General features: G+C 60.2%; 15 protein-coding genes. 10 read left to right on the forward strand and 5 right to left on the reverse strand.

Going from position 1 to position 16775, the window contains the following annotated elements; translation table 11 throughout:
• Positions 1-53: 53 nt before the first annotated feature.
• Entirely contained in the window at positions 54-1124 is a 1071-nt protein-coding gene (hrcA, locus tag AC6GQJ_RS11095; RefSeq protein WP_500768168.1) for a heat-inducible transcriptional repressor HrcA, read from the forward strand.
• Between the two features lie 3 nt (positions 1125-1127).
• Positions 1128-1691 carry a nucleotide exchange factor GrpE gene (locus tag AC6GQJ_RS11100; RefSeq protein ID WP_500768170.1) on the forward strand — a complete coding sequence of 188 codons (564 nt, stop codon included), beginning with the start codon at positions 1128-1130 and terminating at the stop codon, positions 1689-1691.
• 60 nt (positions 1692-1751) lie between these two features.
• On the opposite strand, the gene mutS is transcribed toward AC6GQJ_RS11100, so the two are convergent.
• Complete coding sequence (gene mutS / locus AC6GQJ_RS11105) at positions 1752-4382, reverse strand: DNA mismatch repair protein MutS (RefSeq protein WP_500768172.1); 2631 nt, start codon at positions 4380-4382, stop codon at positions 1752-1754.
• A 125-nt stretch (positions 4383-4507) separates the two neighbouring features.
• Between mutS and AC6GQJ_RS11110 the strand changes: the two genes are divergently transcribed.
• Complete coding sequence (locus AC6GQJ_RS11110) at positions 4508-6763, forward strand: NADP-dependent malic enzyme (RefSeq protein ID WP_500768174.1); 2256 nt, start codon at positions 4508-4510, stop codon at positions 6761-6763.
• Entirely contained in the window at positions 6763-7641 is an 879-nt protein-coding gene (locus AC6GQJ_RS11115; RefSeq protein ID WP_500768176.1) for a ribokinase, read from the forward strand. The genes AC6GQJ_RS11110 and AC6GQJ_RS11115 overlap by 1 nt, the downstream gene beginning before the upstream one ends.
• On the opposite strand, the gene msrA is transcribed toward AC6GQJ_RS11115, so the two are convergent.
• Complete coding sequence (gene msrA, locus AC6GQJ_RS11120; RefSeq protein ID WP_500768178.1) at positions 7638-8297, reverse strand: peptide-methionine (S)-S-oxide reductase MsrA; 660 nt, start codon at positions 8295-8297, stop codon at positions 7638-7640. The genes AC6GQJ_RS11115 and msrA overlap by 4 nt on opposite strands.
• Positions 8298-8421: 124 nt before the next feature.
• On the opposite strand from msrA, the gene AC6GQJ_RS11125 reads away from it, so the two are divergent.
• The gene (locus AC6GQJ_RS11125) at positions 8422-9129 is read left to right on the forward strand and encodes a sulfotransferase-like domain-containing protein (protein ID WP_500768180.1); all 708 of its coding nucleotides are present in this window, start codon (positions 8422-8424) and stop codon (positions 9127-9129) included.
• Here AC6GQJ_RS11125 and AC6GQJ_RS11130 read toward each other — a convergent pair.
• Positions 9119-10339, reverse strand: a complete 1221-nt coding sequence (locus AC6GQJ_RS11130; RefSeq protein ID WP_500768182.1) for an argininosuccinate synthase — start codon at positions 10337-10339, stop codon at positions 9119-9121. The genes AC6GQJ_RS11125 and AC6GQJ_RS11130 overlap by 11 nt on opposite strands.
• Before the next feature lie 117 nt (positions 10340-10456).
• On the opposite strand from AC6GQJ_RS11130, the gene ilvA reads away from it, so the two are divergent.
• Positions 10457-11683, forward strand: coding sequence for a threonine ammonia-lyase IlvA (gene ilvA, locus AC6GQJ_RS11135; protein ID WP_500768184.1), 1227 nt, complete (start codon positions 10457-10459; stop codon positions 11681-11683).
• Here ilvA and AC6GQJ_RS11140 read toward each other — a convergent pair.
• Positions 11680-12012 (reverse strand): Hpt domain-containing protein, encoded by a 333-nt coding sequence (locus AC6GQJ_RS11140; RefSeq protein WP_500768186.1) that lies wholly within the window; start codon positions 12010-12012, stop codon positions 11680-11682. The two genes, ilvA and AC6GQJ_RS11140, sit on opposite strands and share 4 nt — an antisense overlap.
• Before the next feature lie 152 nt (positions 12013-12164).
• On the opposite strand from AC6GQJ_RS11140, the gene AC6GQJ_RS11145 reads away from it, so the two are divergent.
• A complete protein-coding gene (locus tag AC6GQJ_RS11145; protein ID WP_500768188.1) occupies positions 12165-13460 on the forward strand; it encodes a PP2C family protein-serine/threonine phosphatase in 1296 nt (431 codons plus the stop codon).
• Here the strand turns inward: AC6GQJ_RS11145 and AC6GQJ_RS11150 are convergent.
• Entirely contained in the window at positions 13448-13885 is a 438-nt protein-coding gene (locus AC6GQJ_RS11150) for an NUDIX hydrolase (protein WP_500768190.1), read from the reverse strand. The two genes, AC6GQJ_RS11145 and AC6GQJ_RS11150, sit on opposite strands and share 13 nt — an antisense overlap.
• 78 nt (positions 13886-13963) lie before the next feature.
• Between AC6GQJ_RS11150 and hslO the strand changes: the two genes are divergently transcribed.
• Genes hslO through AC6GQJ_RS11165 form a run of 3 tightly spaced genes read left to right on the forward strand, consistent with a single transcriptional unit; the run spans position 13964 to position 16687 of the window.
• Positions 13964-14950, forward strand: coding sequence for an Hsp33 family molecular chaperone HslO (gene hslO, locus AC6GQJ_RS11155; RefSeq protein WP_500768192.1), 987 nt, complete (start codon positions 13964-13966; stop codon positions 14948-14950).
• Entirely contained in the window at positions 14943-15542 is a 600-nt protein-coding gene (locus tag AC6GQJ_RS11160) for a CoA pyrophosphatase (RefSeq protein WP_500768194.1), read from the forward strand. Before hslO ends, AC6GQJ_RS11160 begins: the two co-directional genes overlap by 8 nt.
• Positions 15515-16687, forward strand: coding sequence for a CCA tRNA nucleotidyltransferase (locus AC6GQJ_RS11165; protein WP_500768196.1), 1173 nt, complete (start codon positions 15515-15517; stop codon positions 16685-16687). The genes AC6GQJ_RS11160 and AC6GQJ_RS11165 overlap by 28 nt, the downstream gene beginning before the upstream one ends.
• Positions 16688-16775: the final 88 nt, after the last annotated feature.

The following is a 16775-nucleotide window of genomic DNA, read 5'->3' on the forward strand; positions in this document are numbered from 1 at the left end:
GGCCAGTGGCAACCCCGATTGACCTTTGATTTTCTGGGACTTTAATACAGACGATGACAGATACTCGGAAATTGCTGGACGATATGAATGACCGCTCGCGCGAGGTGTTTCGCCGCGTGGTCGAAGGATATCTGGAGAGTGGTGATCCGGTCGGATCCCGCACGCTGACGCGCGACTTCAGCGAAAAGGTCAGCGCGGCGACCATCCGCAATGTGATGCAGGATCTTGAGTTCATGGGCTTGCTGGGCAGCCCCCATGTCAGCGCGGGCCGCGTGCCGACCCAGATGGGGCTGCGCATGTTTGTGGACGGGCTGATGGAGATCAGCGTGCCCGACGAGTCCGATCGCGAGAAGATCGACGCGACGCTGGGATCGAACGAACGCGATGTTGCGGGCCTGTTGGACCGCGTCGGTTCGGCGCTGTCGGGGGTGACGCAGGGCGCGTCGCTGGTGCTGACGCCGAAACGCGAGGCTCCGATCAAGCACCTTGATTTTGTGCCATTGGGGCCGGATCAGGCGCTGGTCGTGATCGTGTTCGCCGATGGCCATGTGGAGAACCGGCTGTTCCAACCGCCACCCGGACAAACGCAATCGTCCATGCGCGAGGCGGCGAACTTCCTGAACGCGATGATCGAGGGCCATACGCTGAGCGAGGTGAAAACCATTGTACAGCGCGAGATGGAGGGACGGCGTCAAGAGATCGACGCGCTGTCTCAAGCGCTTGTGGAAAGCGGTCTGGCATCGTGGGAAGGGGATGGTGATTCACCTGATCGCCTGATCGTGCGGGGCCGTGCGAACCTGTTGGACGATACGACCGAGGCGGGCGATCTGGATCGCATCCGGTCCCTGTTTGATGATCTCGAGCGCAAGCGGGACATTGCCGAATTCCTGCACCTGACCGAAGCGGGTGACGGCGTGCGCATTTTTATTGGCTCTGAGAACAAACTTTTCTCACTTTCGGGTTCCTCTTTGGTGGTTTCCCCATATATGAACGCGGATCGAAAGATTATCGGAGCGGTCGGGGTCATCGGACCCACGCGGCTGAACTATGGCCGCATCGTTCCGATTGTGGATTACACAGCCCAGCTGGTCGGGCGAATGCTGTCAGACCGCAGTGAAAGGTGAACAATGGCTGAGCCAAAGAATGATGATTTTCTAGATGATATCGACACGGCCGAAGGCGAAGAATACGCCGACGACATGATGGAGATTGATGACGAAGCGATGGAACTTGACCAGCTGCGCGCTGAGCGTGACCAGCTGAAAGACCGCTTTATGCGGGCACTGGCCGATGCGGAAAACGCGCGCAAACGGTCCGAGAAAGACCGTCGCGAGGCCGAGAACTATGGTGGGTCGAAACTGGCCCGTGACATGTTGCCCGTCTATGACAACATGAAGCGCGCGCTTGAGGCGGCGACCGATGAACAGCGTGAAGTGTCCGGCGCATTGCTGGAGGGTGTCGAGTTGACGATGCGCGAGTTGCTGAACGTGTTCAAGAAGCACGGGATCGAAGTGATCGCGCCGGAAGTCGGCGATACGTTTGACCCACAGCACCATCAGGCAATGTTCGAAGCGCCTGTTCCCGGCACCAAGTCGGGCGAGATCATTCAGGTCGCTGCCGAAGGTTTCATGTTGCACGACCGGTTGCTGCGTCCCGCGCAGGTCGGTGTGTCATCAATGCCTGCAAGCTAAGATTTGCATATTTGAAGAACAATGATGGTGCGGTCTGTGATGGACCGCACCATTTTTTGTTTACGAGGTCGCAGCGGCTTTGAGCTTGTAGATAAGATCGAGCGCTTCTTTCGGGGTGAGGTCGTCGGGGTGGATGTCGTTCAGGATATCCAGTGCGGGCGACGGTGCGGTTTTGACCTGTGGGGCAGGGGCGGGCGCAGCGAACAGCGGCAGATCGTCGATCAGGGTCTTTTTCGTTGCGCCGCCTTCGCGTTCGCCGCTTTCCAGTGCGTCGAGGACCACACGGGCGCGGGCGATCACTGCATCTGGCAGACCGGCAAGTTGCGCGACCTGTACGCCGTAGGACCGGTCGGCGGCGCCACGGCGCACTTCGTGCAAAAAGACCACCTCGCCATCCCATTCCTTGACCGCGACCGTGGCATTGTCGACGCCGTCGAGCTTGCCGGCGAGGGCGGTCATTTCATGGTAGTGCGTTGCGAACAGTGCGCGCGAGCGGTTGACGTCGTGCAGATGTTCCAGCGTTGCCCATGCGATCGACAGGCCGTCATATGTGGCTGTGCCGCGCCCGATTTCGTCGAGGATGACCAGTGCACGATCGTCGGCCTGATTCAGGATGGCGGCGGTTTCGACCATTTCAACCATAAAGGTCGAGCGGCCGCGCGCGAGGTCGTCCGACGCGCCAACGCGGCTGAAAATCTGGCTGACGAGGCCGATATGGGCCTGTGTCGCGGGCACGTAGCTGCCGGTTTGGGCAAGGATCGCGATGAGTGCGTTCTGCCGCAGGAATGTCGACTTACCGGCCATGTTCGGGCCTGTTAGCAGCCAGATGGCGGCAGAAGCTTCGGCGTTCAGGCTGCAATCATTGGCGATGAATGGTGCGCCGCCTTGTTGTCGCAGCGCCTTTTCCACGACTGGATGGCGCCCGCCAGTGATGTCGAAGGCGCGGGTGGAATCGAGCGTGGGTTTGCACCAGTCTTCGGTCACGGCGAGGTGGGCGAAACTGGTGGCGAGGTCGATTTCAGCCAAGGCTTGCGCGGTTTGGTTGATCTGCGGCGCATTGGCCAGGACAAGCGCTTTTAGCCTTTCATAGTGACGCTTTTCTATCTCCAGAGCTTGGGAACCAGCGTTCAGAATGCGGGTTTCAAGGCTGGAGAGTTCGACGGTGGTAAAGCGCACTTGGTTGGCTGTCGTCTGACGGTGGATGAAGGTTTCCGACAGGGGGGCCGACATCATCTTGTCCGCGTGGGTGGCGGTCACTTCGATGAAATAGCCGAGGACATTGTTGTGCTTGATCTTGAGCGTGGTGACACCGGACAGGCCTGCATATTCCTGTTGCAGCTGCGCGATGACAGATCGCCCTTCGTCGCGCAGTTTGCGCGCGTCGTCGAGATCGGGATCACACCCCGATGCTATGAATCCGCCGTCGCGGGCAAGCAACGGGGGTTCAGCCACCAGATCGGCCTCAAGCTGTTCGACCAGTTCGTCATGGCCACCAAGGTCGGCGAATACGTCAGAGAGGACAGTGGGCATGTCGGCTGTGTGCTTGCCCGCGATCTCTTGGGCTTGACCCAAACCTGCCCGCAGGGCGGCAAGATCGCGTGGTCCGCCACGATCCAGCGCGAGGCGCGACAGGGCCCTGTCCATGTCGGGAACGCTGCGCAGGGCGGATCGGATGTCTTGGGCGAACCCTTGGTTTTCGACGCAGTAGGTAACGGCGGCCAAGCGGCCGATAACAGTCTCTAACTGGCGCGATGGGGAGGATACGCGACGTTCCAGCAGCCGCGCGCCTGCCGACGTCACAGTGTGGTCAATCGCGTCGAGGACGGAGCCGGACCGCCCGCCAGACAGGGCAGAGGTAAGTTCGAGGTTGCGGCGCGTGGCGGCATCGATCTGGACCGTTTTTGCCAGCGCCTCTTGCTGCGGGGGGCGCAGCAGGGGCAGGTTGCCCTTCTGCGTAATTTCCAGATATTCGACCAGCCCACCCATCGCGCTGACCTCAGCGCGGGTGAAGGTGCCGAAGGCATCCAGTGTGGCGACCTTGAACAGCGATGTCAGCCTGTCCAGCCCCGCAGCACTGTCAAAGGCGGCAAGACCAAGGGTCGTGACCGGAATGCCGAAATCATCGCAAATCTCGCGCAGGGCGGATTCCTTGTTGTCAGCGACAACCAGTTCAGACGGGGCGAGGCGGGCCAATTCAGGCCCTAACTGAGCCATTCCGACGGACATTACGTGAAACGCGCCGGTTGAAATATCGACCCAAGACAGGCTGCATTCGCCGCGCACATCCGAAAAAGTGGCGAGGAAATTGTGCCGCCGTGCCTCAAGCAGCGAATCCTCAATCAACGTGCCAGGTGTCACAAGGCGCACCACGTCACGCTTGACCACGGATTTCGAACCGCGCTTTTTCGCCTCGGCGGGGCTTTCCATCTGTTCGCACACGGCGACGCGGAACCCTTTGCGGATCAGGGTCAGCAGATAGCCTTCGGCGGAATGCACGGGCACGCCGCACATGGGAATGTCCTTGTCTTCGTGCTTGCCCCGTTTGGTCAGCGCAATATCCAACGCGGCGGCGGCGGCCACAGCGTCGTCGAAGAACATCTCGTAAAAGTCACCCATGCGATAAAACAGCAGCGCATCGGCATGCGCTGCCTTAATCTCTAGGTATTGCGCCATCATTGGCGTGATCGACATCTATTAGCCCCCCGAGGCGGAATTTGCGCGACCTTACAAACAGCGCCGCCCAAGCGAAAGCCAAAGTCGATTGAGCGAAGGGCGTCGGTGGGATAAGACCCGTTAAGTCAGGGAGGATGCATCACATGGCAAACAACAAGGTCACCCCAGAAGAGGCGTTGGCGTTCCATTTGGAGCCGACACCCGGAAAATTCGAGATCACCGCGACCGTCCCGATGACGACGCAGCGTGACCTCAGCCTCGCCTATTCGCCAGGTGTTGCGGTGCCGTGCGAACGGATCGCCGAAAACCCCGAGTTGGCTTACGACTATACCAACAAGGGCAATCTCGTTGCGGTGATTTCCAACGGGACGGCCGTGCTGGGCCTTGGCAACCTCGGGGCGCTGGGATCAAAGCCGGTGATGGAGGGCAAGGCGGTCCTGTTCAAACGTTTTGCCGACGTCAATTCGATTGATATCGAACTGGATACAGAAGACGCCGATGCGTTCTGCAATGCGGTCAAGTTGATGGGGCCGACCTTTGGCGGCATCAACCTTGAGGACATCAAGGCGCCGGAATGTTTTATCATCGAACAGCGTCTGAAAGAGGAAATGGACATTCCCGTCTTTCACGACGACCAGCACGGGACGGCGGTGATCTGTGCGGCTGGGTTGATCAATGCGTTGCATCTGTCTGGTAAAAAGATCGAAGACGTCAAAATTGTGCTGAATGGCGCCGGCGCGGCGGGCATTGCCTGCGTGGAGCTGTTGAAATCCATGGGCGCGCGGCACGACAACTGTATCGCCTGTGACACCAAAGGTGTCATTTATCAGGGCCGTACCGAAGGTATGAACCAGTGGAAATCGGCCCATGCGGTAAAGACCGAACTGCGCACGCTCGAAGAGGCGATGGTGGGTGCGGATGTGTTCCTTGGTGTGTCGGTCAAGGGGGCGGTGACGCCCGCGATGGTCCAAAGCATGGCGGACAATCCGGTCATCTTTGCCATGGCGAACCCCGACCCCGAGATTACCCCCGAAGAGGCGCACGAGGTGCGGATGGACGCCATCGTTGCCACGGGGCGCAGCGATTATCCAAATCAGGTGAACAACGTCCTCGGCTTTCCCTACCTGTTCCGCGGCGCGCTGGACATCCACGCCCGCGCCATCAATGACGAGATGAAGATTGCCTGTGCCCACGCTCTTGCTGCGTTGGCACGAGAGGACGTGCCGGACGAAGTGGCGCTGGCCTATGGCAAATCCCTGTCCTTCGGGCGCGATTACATCATTCCAACGCCATTTGATCCGCGCTTGATCCACCGCATTCCGACCGCTGTCGCCAAGGCGGGGATGGACACCGGCGTTGCGCGTCGGCCGATCATCGACATGGACGCTTATGAGCTTAGCCTGAAATCCCGCATGGATCCGACGGCCAGCATTCTGACCGGCATCAACGCGCGCGCCCGCGCCGCGCAGGCCCGCATGATCTTTGCCGAGGGCGACGATCCGCGTGTGTTGCGCGCTGCGGTCATGTACCAACGCTCCGGCTTTGGCAAAGCGCTGGTTGTCGGGCGCAGCGATGACGTCAAGGCCAAGCTGGAAGAGGCGGGGCTGGGCGATGCGGCGCGTGAGTTGGAGGTGGTGAACGCCGCCAACACCACACATCTGGATCAGTACAAATCGCACCTTTACGACCGGCTCCAGCGGCGCGGTTTTGACCGTTCGGATATTCACCGCCTCGCCGCGCGGGATCGGCACGTGTTTTCCGCGCTTATGCTGGCGCACGGGCATGGTGACGGGTTGGTCACGGGGGCGACGCGGAAATCCTCGCACATCCTCGACCGGATCAACCATGTCTATACTGCCGACGCGAACAGCAAGGCGGCGGGCATTACGGCGTTGATTCACAAGGGACGCATCGTGTTCATCGCGGACACTTTGGTGCACGAATGGCCGAACGAGGAAGACCTTGCCGATATCGCCACCCAAGCCGCTGTCGTGGCGCGTAACATGGGGCTTGAGCCGCGTGTCGCCTTTGTCAGCTTTTCGACCTTCGGCTATCCGGTGTCCGAGCGGGCCGAGAAGATGCATCAGGCACCGCGTGTTCTGGATGCCCGTGGCGTCGATTTCGAATACGAGGGCGAAATGACGGTCGATGTGGCGTTGAACGCGCAGGCACAGGCGGCCTATCCGTTCTCGCGCCTGACGGGGCCCGCGAACATTCTGGTGGTGCCCGCGCGCCATTCGGCCAGCATCTCGGTCAAGCTGATGCAGGAAATGGGGGGCGCGACGGTGATCGGCCCGATCCTTGCGGGGGTCGATGGTTCGATCCAGATCTGTTCAACCGTGTCGACCGCAAACGATATTCTTAACATGGCCGTGCTTGCGGCCTGCAAGGTGGGCTGATGGCTGTCTGGAATCTCGGGTCGATCAACATCGACAACTTTTACCGCGTCCCGCACCTGCCAGCGGCGGGGGAAACTTTGGGCGCGGCAGAGTTTTCACGCGGATTGGGCGGCAAGGGCGCGAATATGTCCGTTGCGATGGCTCGGGCGGCGGCGCGCGTGACCCATATCGGCGCGGTCGGTGCCGAAGGGACGTGGACGGTCGAGCGGTTGATGGAATACGGCGTCGATACGCGCCATATCGCATCCCTGTCGGACGAGGCGACGGGGCATGCGAACATCGCCGTGTCCGAAGACGGGGAAAACCAGATCATCCTGTTTTCCGGCGCAAACCGCGCCATCACCAACGATATGATTGGGGCGGCCCTTTCGGATGCGGCGGCGGGCGATTGTCTGGTCCTGCAAAATGAAACCAACGGCCAGTTGTTCGCCGCGCAAACCGCCAAGCGTCTTGGCCTGCGGGTCATCTATGCCGCCGCCCCGTTTGACGCCGAGGCGGTCGCAGCGGTGCTGCCCTATACCGATATGCTGGTGTTGAACGAGGTCGAGGCGGAGCAACTGGTTGCCGCGCTAAAGACAGATTTGAAAGACCTCGGGATCGATTCAATCGTTGTTACCTTGGGGGGCGACGGGTGCCGTTGGTTGGACGTTTCCGCCGGAACAGAGACTGATATTCCCGCAATTCCGGTCACGCCCGTTGATACGACAGGGGCTGGTGATACGTTCACCGGCTTTCTGGTTGCGGGGCTGGATCGGGGCATGCCGATGCTGCAAGCTTTGTCGCTTGCTACCCAAGCGGGGGCACTGATGGTGACGCGGCGCGGTACAGCGGATGTGATCCCCGACCTTAAGGATATCGAGGACGCGCGGCTGGTCTAGCCGCCCACAAACGGCGCGGCAGAGCCCCAAAGCTGTTTCACCCGTGCATCGCGGCCACAGGCATCACGGTAGGCTTTGTATGCCTTCGCTTTGGTTTTCGGACCAAAGCGGGTCAGGATCAGATCGTTTTGCTTGTAATAATCCTGATGGTAGCCATCGGCGGGGTAGAACGTCGTTGCCTCAAGGATCGGGGTCACGACGGTCTGGCCCAAATCAGCGGCGGCATCTGCCTTGGCCTTTTCGGCAGCTGATACCTGTGCAGGTGTCGCAAAAATCGCCGTTCGGTAGCTATCGCCCCGATCACAGAACTGGCCGCCCGCGTCTGTGGGATCGACCGACCGGAAAAACAGCGCCAGCAATGTATCCACATCGACTTCAGCGGGATCATAGGTAATCTCGACCGCCTCGTAGTGGCCCGTGCCACCGCCGACGACCTGTTTATAGGTCGGGTTCGCCACCGTGCCGCCAGCAAAGCCTGAAACGGCCTCTTTCACGCCGGTGACTTTCTCGAAGTCCGCCTCCACGCACCAGAAACAGCCACCCGCGACGGTCAGGGTTTGCAGGTTCTGGGCGTGGCCTGTCTTGGCTTGGGCAAACAGGCCGATGGCAATCATCAAGGCCAGTCCAACCGATTTGATCGTGCGTATCTTGGTCATGGCGGTGCTCCCTTTTGGGCGGAACCCTGTGTCAGAAACCAAAGGTTTACAATTCACAGCCACGGGAGGTCGCGCAGCTGTGATTGCCGTTTACCCCGCCGGTGCGTCGTTCTAGCGTGCGCATATGACAAAACGTATCGCCATGTGGTCTGGGCCGCGCAATCTGTCGACGGCCATGATGTATAGCTTTGCTGCGCGGGGGGATTCCCGCGTGGTGGATGAACCGTTTTACGCCGCCTTTCTCAAGCGCAGCGGCGACGATCATCCCATGCGCGACGCTATATTGGAGAGCCAGCCAACGGACCCGTCAGAGGTGGCGAAATCCCTTGTTTCCCCAGTGTCAGAGCCTGTTTTTTATCAAAAGCACATGGCCCATCACATGTATCCCGATTGGCCGACCGACTGGATGGAAAAGATGCGACATGTGCTGCTGATCCGGCATCCGGCGCGGGTGGTGGCAAGCTATGCCAAAAAGCGCGAGGCGCCGGTTCTGTCTGACCTCGGCTTTGTGCAGCAGGTGAAAATCCTGAACCGTACCGACGATCCGATTGTCATCGATTCAGCGGATATTCGGGACAACCCGAGCGGAATGTTACAGATGCTGTGCGCGCGTGTGGGCATCGACTGGACGCCGAACATGCTGCGCTGGTCCAAAGGGGGGCATCCGCAGGATGGTGTCTGGGCCGCGCATTGGTACGGCGCCGTGCACGATTCGACCGGATTTGAAGGGGCAGAGGGGCCACTGCCCGAACTGACAGGCGACTATGCTCGTTTGGCGGACGCGGCGATGCCTCATTACGAGGCCCTCGCCGCGCACAAGATCACGATTTAAGGCGACGGTCCCGCGCAGCCAACAGTTTCAGACGTAGGGCGTTCAACTGGATAAAGCCTGCCGCGTCCTTCTGGTCATAGGCACCTGCATCGTCCTCGAACGTCACGTGCGCCTCGGAATACAGGCTGTGATCGGACCAACGGCCAACCGTGCGCGCCAGACCTTTGTACAGTTTCAAACGGACAGTGCCGGTGACATGCTCTTGGCTTTTGTCGATCAAGGCTTGCAGCATCTCACGCTCCGGCGAGAACCAGAAACCGTTATAGATCAACTCGGCATAGCGGGGCATCATTTCGTCCTTGAGGTGCGCAGCGCCGCGATCAAGGGTGATTTGTTCGATGCCGCGATGCGCTTCAAGCAGGACTGTACCGCCAGGTGTTTCGTAGATGCCGCGTGACTTCATGCCGACAAAACGCCCTTCAACCAGATCAAGACGGCCAATGCCGTGCTTGCCGCCAAGGCGGTTCAATTCGGTCAGAATCGTCGCCGGAGACATCATTTCCCCGTTGATAGAGACTGCATCGCCCTTTTCGAAACCGACTTCGATGTACTCGGGTTCGTTCGGTGCATCCTCGGGGGCGACGGTGCGCTGATAGACGTAATCGGGCGCGTCAACGGCGGGGTCTTCCAGCACTTTGCCCTCGGACGAGGTGTGCAGGAGGTTCGCGTCCACGCTGAACGGCGCCTCACCGCGTTTGTCCTTGGCGATCGGGATCTGGTGCTTTTCGGCAAAGTCGATCAGCTTGGTGCGGCTCGACAGATCCCACTCGCGCCATGGCGCGATCACCTTGATATCGGGGTTCAGCGCATAGGCGGCCAGTTCGAAACGGACCTGATCGTTGCCCTTGCCAGTGGCACCGTGGGCGACTGCGTCGGCCCCTTCGGCGGCGGCGATTTCGACCAGACGTTTGGAAATCAGCGGGCGCGCAATGGAGGTGCCCAGCAGGTACAGACCTTCGTAAAGCGCATTGGCGCGGAACATCGGGAACACGAAATCGCGCACGAACTCTTCGCGGACGTCTTCGATATAGATGGACGAGGCCCCCATCATCTCCGCTTTGGCACGGGCGGGTTCCAGTTCTTCACCCTGACCGAGGTCGGCGGTAAAGGTCACAACCTCGCAACCGTATTCGGTTTGCAGCCATTTCAGGATGATCGACGTGTCCAGACCGCCGGAATAGGCGAGGACGACTTTCTTTGGGGCGCTCATAATCTTGATATTCCTCTTCAGGTTTGGCTGGCGATACCGCTTTTGCGCATTAGGGGCAAGATTGACCCATGAGGGCAAGGCCGTTACGTCGGCAACAATGCGATAAAGGATGAGCGGATGAGCTTTCAGGACGGTGCCCGCGCTGGCGAGCGTGCGATGCGTGACGTATTTCCGCCAACGCCGCTGTTGCGCAATGATCTGCTGTCGGCGCGATATGGGGCGGATATCTGGCTCAAGCGCGAGGATTTGAGCCCTGTGCGGTCCTACAAGCTGCGCGGCGCGTTCAACGCGATGCGCAAGGTGATGCGTGAGGATGCGGTTTTTGTTTGCGCCAGCGCGGGCAACCATGCGCAGGGCGTTGCGTATATGTGCCGCCATTTCGGGGTGCGCGGCGTGGTGTTCATGCCGGTGACGACGCCGCAGCAGAAAATCCTCAAGACCCGCATGTTCGGCGGTGACCGGATCGAAGTCCGTCTGACAGGCGACTATTTCGACGACACGCTGGCCTCGGCGCAGGCGTTTTGCGCGGAAACGGGCGGGCATTTCCTGTCGCCATTCGATGATGAGGACGTGATTGAGGGGCAAGCCTCCATCGCGGTCGAGATCGAAGAACAACTGGGCAAGCTGCCGGATCGGATCGTGCTGCCCGTGGGCGGCGGCGGATTGTCGGCGGGCATGCACAGCTATTTCGGGGAACACGTGCCGATGACACTGGTTGAGCCACGTGGCGCAATGTCCTTGGCCGAGGCGCTGCGCTCGGGGCATCCGGTTGATGTGTCGCCGGTGAACAGTTTCGTGGACGGGGCCGCCGTGGCCAAGATCGGGCAGCGTACTTTTGCGCGGCTGGCGGATATCGACGTGCAGGATGTGCTGGGTATCGCCGAGGACCGCATTTGTACCACAATTGTCGAGATGCTGAACGTCGAGGGGATCGTGCTGGAACCTGCCGGTGCGCTGGCCATCGAGGCGCTGAACGACATCAAGTCCCAGATTGCGGGCAAAACAGTTGTCTGTGTCGCGTCGGGCGGTAATTTCGATTTCGAGCGTTTGCCCGAAGTCAAGGAACGTGCGCAGCGTTACTCAGGCGTCAAAAAATACTTCATCCTGCGGATGCCGCAACGTCCCGGTGCGCTGAAGGAATTCCTGAATATCCTTGGCCCCGAAGACGACATTGCGCGGTTCGAGTACCTGAAGAAATCGGCGCGCAACTTCGGGTCGGTCCTGATCGGGATCGAAACGCAGCGGCCCGAGAATTTTGACAGTTTCCGCGCAGCGCTAGATGCGGGCGGGTTCACCTATACGGACATCACCAACGACGAAACCCTCGCGCAGTTTGTCATTTAGGCGGCGACGCCTGTTTCCAGTCCGCTTAGGAATGTGCGGCGGGATTCTGCAAAACTTGACAGGATCCCGCTGATATCGACCCCCGCCGCCTGTCCGTTGGCGGCAAGGGTTTCGCCGTCACTGCACAGGCGCGCGAAGTTCACAAACCCAAGGTTCATTGCGCTCCCTTTGAGGCAATGCAGGTCTTCCTCAAGGTTATCCAGATCGGGTTCCGTGCCCAGCCGCAGCGTGATTTCGGACACCTCTTCAAGAAACAGCGGCACCACTTCGTCAAAATCCTCGGCACCGATTTCGGCCTTTAGTAGTGCCACCCGTTGCCAGTCAATCATCGCGATTCTCCGGTTGATCGCGGCAAGTCTAAGCACAGCCGCGGTTAAGATCCGGTTTATACCTAAAGGTTTAGCGGTCCGGTGTTCTTGGTTTTACAGAGCATTAAATGGTTTGCAGTAGGTCCGGCATAGAGTTTGGAAAATATTGCAAGATGAATGTTAAATTCAAAGCCGCAGGGTCGGAGCACGTCGCGCCGAACCCCCACGCCTTGCCGGATGCGCGCCTTCGGGTTCTGATTGTCGATGACAGTCGCGTGCAGCGCAAAATTCTGTGCAGCATGGTGAAACGCTGGGGCTTTGATGTGTACGACGCCGAGTCCGGCGAAGAGGCATTGACCATCGCGGCCCGTATCCAGCCCGACCTTGTACTTAGCGACTGGATGATGCCGGGTATGACGGGCCTTGAATTCTGCGGTGCGTTTCGCAAACGGTCCGGTGACAAATACGGCTATTTCATCCTCCTGACCTCCAAGAGCGAGAAGAACGAGATCGCAACAGGGCTTGAGGCGGGCGCGGATGATTTCGTGTCTAAACCCGTGAACGCGACCGAGCTGCGCGCGCGCATGGCCGCGGGTGAGCGTATCCTGCAAATGCAGCGCGAACTGACCGACAAGAATGCGCTAATCACCGAGACGCTGGATGAACTGCAACGGGTTTATGACGCTCTCGACAGTGATCTGCGCGAGGCCGAGAAGTTGCAGCAATCGCTGGTGCGGGACCGTCACAAGGCGTTCGGTTCGGGCGATGTGTCGCTGATGCTGCGGCAAAGCGGCCATGTCGGCGGTGATCTGGTCGGGTTCTTCGACGCGGGCGAGGGGCATCTTGGCCTGTTCTCGATTGACGTGTCGGGGCACGGCGTCAGTTCGGCCCTGATGACGGCGCGGCTTGCTGGCTATCTGTCAGCTGCGGCGCCGGATCAGAATGTCGCGCTGCACCGTCGCCGCAATGGCGGTTTTGCGGCCTTGCCCCCCGAACAGGTCATCGAAACCCTAAACGATCTTGTCCTCGACGAAATGGAGACGGAACATTACTTTACCCTGCTTCTGGCGATTGTTGATCTGAACACGGGCAAGGTACGCATGGCGCAGGCCGGTCATCCGCATCCCGCCATACAGCGTGCGGACGGAACGATTGAACAGACAGGCCCCGGCGGTTTCCCCGTGGGCCTGATGTCGGGGATTTCCTTCACCGCATTCGAGGCACATCTTCAACCCGGTGACAGATTGCTGCTGTTGTCAGACGGGGTGACGGAATGCCCCGCCCCGAATGGCAGGATGCTGGAAGAAGACGGGCTTGAACGGATCATGCACACCCTCGCGGATGTCTCTGGCCCCGTCTTTTTCGACGAGTTGCTGGAACATCTTGAAACATTCGCGGACAAGCAGCGGTTTCCCGACGACGTGTCGGGCATTCTGTTCGAATATCACGGTCCCGATCAGGAAAAATAGCGGGTCAGAAACATCCGGTCGCCATCATTGCCCAACGCATGCGCTGCGTTTTCGGGATGCATCCAGATGTCGGCATGATCAGGTTCGGTTGGCTCACCGATCCGCATGGCGGGCCACGCGACAAACACATGGCAGACCTTTTCCGCCCACATGTCATATTCCGGCATGTACACATGCCGCCGGAACGCACCCAGACGGCGGGGGCGGGCGATGCGCCAACCGGTTTCTTCGAACACTTCGCGGTGCAGCGCCTGCACGGCACTTTCGCCCGAGTCGATCCCGCCGCCAGGCAGTTGGAAATCCGGTTTTGTCCCGAACTGACAGGTCAAAAGAACCTGACCATTGCGTGGCAAAATCGCGTAGGCACCGTGCCTGACCGTGTAGGCGCGCCCGTTTTGCGGGGGGTCTCCGATACGTCGGTTCACAAGCACCCTCTTTCAGTTTTGCCATCGCATCCTATATAGGGCGTCAAAATGCCAACACGCGGCGCCAAAGGAAACCCCATGACTCTTGGTACACAACTTGCGTGGGACGACACCGTCCTGCCCTTTCAACTTGATGCGGCCGACATCCGCGGACGCGTTGCGCGTCTGGATGGCGTGTTGGATGGTATCCTGAAACAACACAACTATCCCCGTCAGGTCGAAGCGCTTGTCGCCGAGATGGCGCTGCTGACTGCGTTGATCGGTCAGACGATCAGCTTGCGCTGGAAACTGTCCCTTCAGGTGCAGTCCAAAGGGGCGGTGCGCATGATTGCGACTGATTACTATGCGCCCGAGGATGAAGGCGGTGTCGCACGTATCCGCGCCTATGCCAGCTTTGATGCGGACCGTCTGACCGACAGCGCGCCGTTCGATCAGGTGGGTGAAGGGTATTTTGCCATCATGATTGATCAGGGCGAGGGGATGAAACCCTATCAGGGGATCACGCCGCTGGAAGGCGGGTCGCTGTCGGCCTGTGCCGAGGCGTATTTTGCCCAGTCCGAACAGTTGCCCACCCGGTTCCAGCTCAAATTCGGCCTATCGTCTGAACCAAACGTCGCCGAACACTGGCGTGCGGGTGGCGTGATGCTGCAACACATGCCCAAAGCGTCGCCCTTGATGGCCAAAGGCGAAGGCACGGGCGAGTTGCTGGCGGCGAATGATCTGCTGGACGGAGATGAATCCGAGAACTGGAACCGCGCCAATATCCTGCTGGACACGGTCGAGGATATGGAACTGATCGGCCCGCAAGTGCCACCGACCGATCTGTTGCTGCGTCTGTTCCACGAAGAAGCGCCGCGCGTTTACGAAGCGCAGCCTGTGCGCTTTGGCTGTTCCTGTTCCGAAGATCGCGTGCGTCAAAGCCTGTCGATCTACTCGGCCCGTGACATCGCAACGATGACCACGGACGAGGGACGCGTGACGGCTGATTGCCAGTTCTGCGGCGCGCATTACGATCTTGATCCGGCCACCGTTGGGTTCGAGGCAAAAGACAACGCCAGTGAGTGATCTGCTCTCCCGCACCCGTGCCGCCTTGGCGCGGGGCGGTGATCCTTCCTCGGACTTTGATCTGAACCCGTCCGTGTCGCTTCCTGCGGATCGCAAGCTGCGCCCTGCCGCCGTGCTGGCGCCGATCATAGCGCGGGAAGGGGGCTATGATCTGATCCTGACCAAGCGGTCCTCGGCGCTGAAGCATCACCCGGGGCAGATCGCCTTTCCTGGTGGCAAACAGGACGACGGCGACACCGACCTGATCGCCACGGCCCTGCGCGAAGCGCACGAGGAAATTGGCTTGCCCATCGATACTGTCGAGGTCTTGGGAACTTTTGCGCCCCATGAAACCGTCACTTCCTTTATGGTCACGCCCGTGGTTGCGCTGATCACTCGAGAATTCGACGCGACACCCGAGGCGGGCGAGGTGGCCGAGGTGTTCCGCGTACCACTGGAACACGTCCTTGATCCCGCGCAATACGTCGTACAGTCCCGCCGCTGGCGCGGGCAGCAGCGCGCCTATTACACGGTACCTTACGGGCCCTATTACATCTGGGGCGCGACCGCGCGTATATTGCGGGCATGGACCGAAGCACTGCCAAAACCCTAGACCCTGAAACCGCGTTTCTGACCGACCCCGCCGCGCAGGCGCTATGCGCCGCCATCGGGCAGGGTGGATATCGCACGCTGTTCGTCGGGGGATGTGTGCGCAACGCGCTGTTGGGCGCCGCGGCGAGCGATATCGACATCGCCACTGACGCCACGCCGGATCAGGTGATCTCCATCGCTGACGCCACCGGTTTTCGCGCCGTTCCCACCGGCATCGACCACGGTACGGTGACGGTTGTGGTCAAAGGCACCCCTTTCGAGATTACAACCTTTCGCAAGGATGTCGCGACGGATGGGCGGCGTGCCGTGGTCGCGTTCTCGCGTGATATCCGCGACGATGCGCTGCGGCGGGATTTTACGATGAACGCGCTTTATGCCGATGCCCGTGGCACGGTTGTCGACCCGTTGGGCGGCTTGCCCGACCTGCTGGCGCGGCGTGTGCGATTTATCGAAGACGCTGGCACGCGGATCCGCGAGGATTATCTGCGCACGCTGCGGTTCTTCCGGTTTCACGCCTATTATGCCGATCCCACTAATGGATGGGACAGCGACGCACTCAGCGGTATTGCCGCGAATCTGGACGGGTTAGAGACACTTTCTGCCGAACGCATCGGCGCGGAGATGGTCAAACTTCTTTCCGCGCCCGACCCGTCGCCTTCCTTGGCGGTGATGGCGCAGACCGGCGTTCTTGCCCGTATCCTGCCCGCTGCGGATCCGTCATTCGTTGCGCCCTTGGTGCATCTGGAAGGGGTTGTGGGTAGCGCCCCCAACCCTATGGCGCGCCTCGCTGCGCTGGGCGGTATGGAAGTCGAGGCGCGGTTGCGTCTGTCGCGCGCGCAGCAAAAGCAACTGGCGCTGATCCGTGACCATTCCATGTCGATGATGGGGGCGAAGGCCGTTGGCTACCTCGCGGGGGAACAGGCGGGCCTTGGGGCGATGTTGCTGCGTGCGGCGATGGCAAACACGATGCCAGCCGTCGATGTCACAGCGGATGTTGCGCTGGGCGCTGCGGCCAGTTTTCCGGTGCAGGCCAGCGATCTTGCGCCCCTGCAAGGCAAGGCGCTGGGCGCGGCCCTGTCGGAAAAAAAGGCCGAATGGCTCGCTTCGGATCTTGCCAAGAAAAAAGCACAGCTTCTGGGGTCGTGACTTTTGTGAAAACGGCGGCTAGGGTCGGCGCAGATACGGAGGGTTACGGCATGTTTCGCGGGATCTGGAACGACATCTGACATTGTCG

Source organism: Tateyamaria sp. 7Alg 36, assembly GCF_059882455.1.

Excerpts from the sequence above, each read along its gene's own strand:
- hslO (WP_500768192.1), top strand. The coding sequence starts at position 13,964 with ATGACTCTTGGTACACAACTTGCGTGGGACGACACCGTCCTGCCCTTT.
- mutS (WP_500768172.1), bottom strand. The coding sequence starts at position 4,382 with ATGTCGATCACGCCAATGATGGCGCAATACCTAGAGATTAAGGCAGCG.
- AC6GQJ_RS11110 (WP_500768174.1), top strand. The coding sequence starts at position 4,508 with ATGGCAAACAACAAGGTCACCCCAGAAGAGGCGTTGGCGTTCCATTTG.
- AC6GQJ_RS11100 (WP_500768170.1), top strand. The coding sequence starts at position 1,128 with ATGGCTGAGCCAAAGAATGATGATTTTCTAGATGATATCGACACGGCC.
- hrcA (WP_500768168.1), top strand. The coding sequence starts at position 54 with ATGACAGATACTCGGAAATTGCTGGACGATATGAATGACCGCTCGCGC.
- AC6GQJ_RS11115 (WP_500768176.1), top strand. The coding sequence starts at position 6,763 with ATGGCTGTCTGGAATCTCGGGTCGATCAACATCGACAACTTTTACCGC.
- AC6GQJ_RS11165 (WP_500768196.1), top strand. The coding sequence starts at position 15,515 with ATGGACCGAAGCACTGCCAAAACCCTAGACCCTGAAACCGCGTTTCTG.
- AC6GQJ_RS11140 (WP_500768186.1), bottom strand. The coding sequence starts at position 12,012 with ATGATTGACTGGCAACGGGTGGCACTACTAAAGGCCGAAATCGGTGCC.
- AC6GQJ_RS11125 (WP_500768180.1), top strand. The coding sequence starts at position 8,422 with ATGACAAAACGTATCGCCATGTGGTCTGGGCCGCGCAATCTGTCGACG.
- AC6GQJ_RS11145 (WP_500768188.1), top strand. The coding sequence starts at position 12,165 with ATGAATGTTAAATTCAAAGCCGCAGGGTCGGAGCACGTCGCGCCGAAC.
- msrA (WP_500768178.1), bottom strand. The coding sequence starts at position 8,297 with ATGACCAAGATACGCACGATCAAATCGGTTGGACTGGCCTTGATGATT.
- ilvA (WP_500768184.1), top strand. The coding sequence starts at position 10,457 with ATGAGCTTTCAGGACGGTGCCCGCGCTGGCGAGCGTGCGATGCGTGAC.
- AC6GQJ_RS11130 (WP_500768182.1), bottom strand. The coding sequence starts at position 10,339 with ATGAGCGCCCCAAAGAAAGTCGTCCTCGCCTATTCCGGCGGTCTGGAC.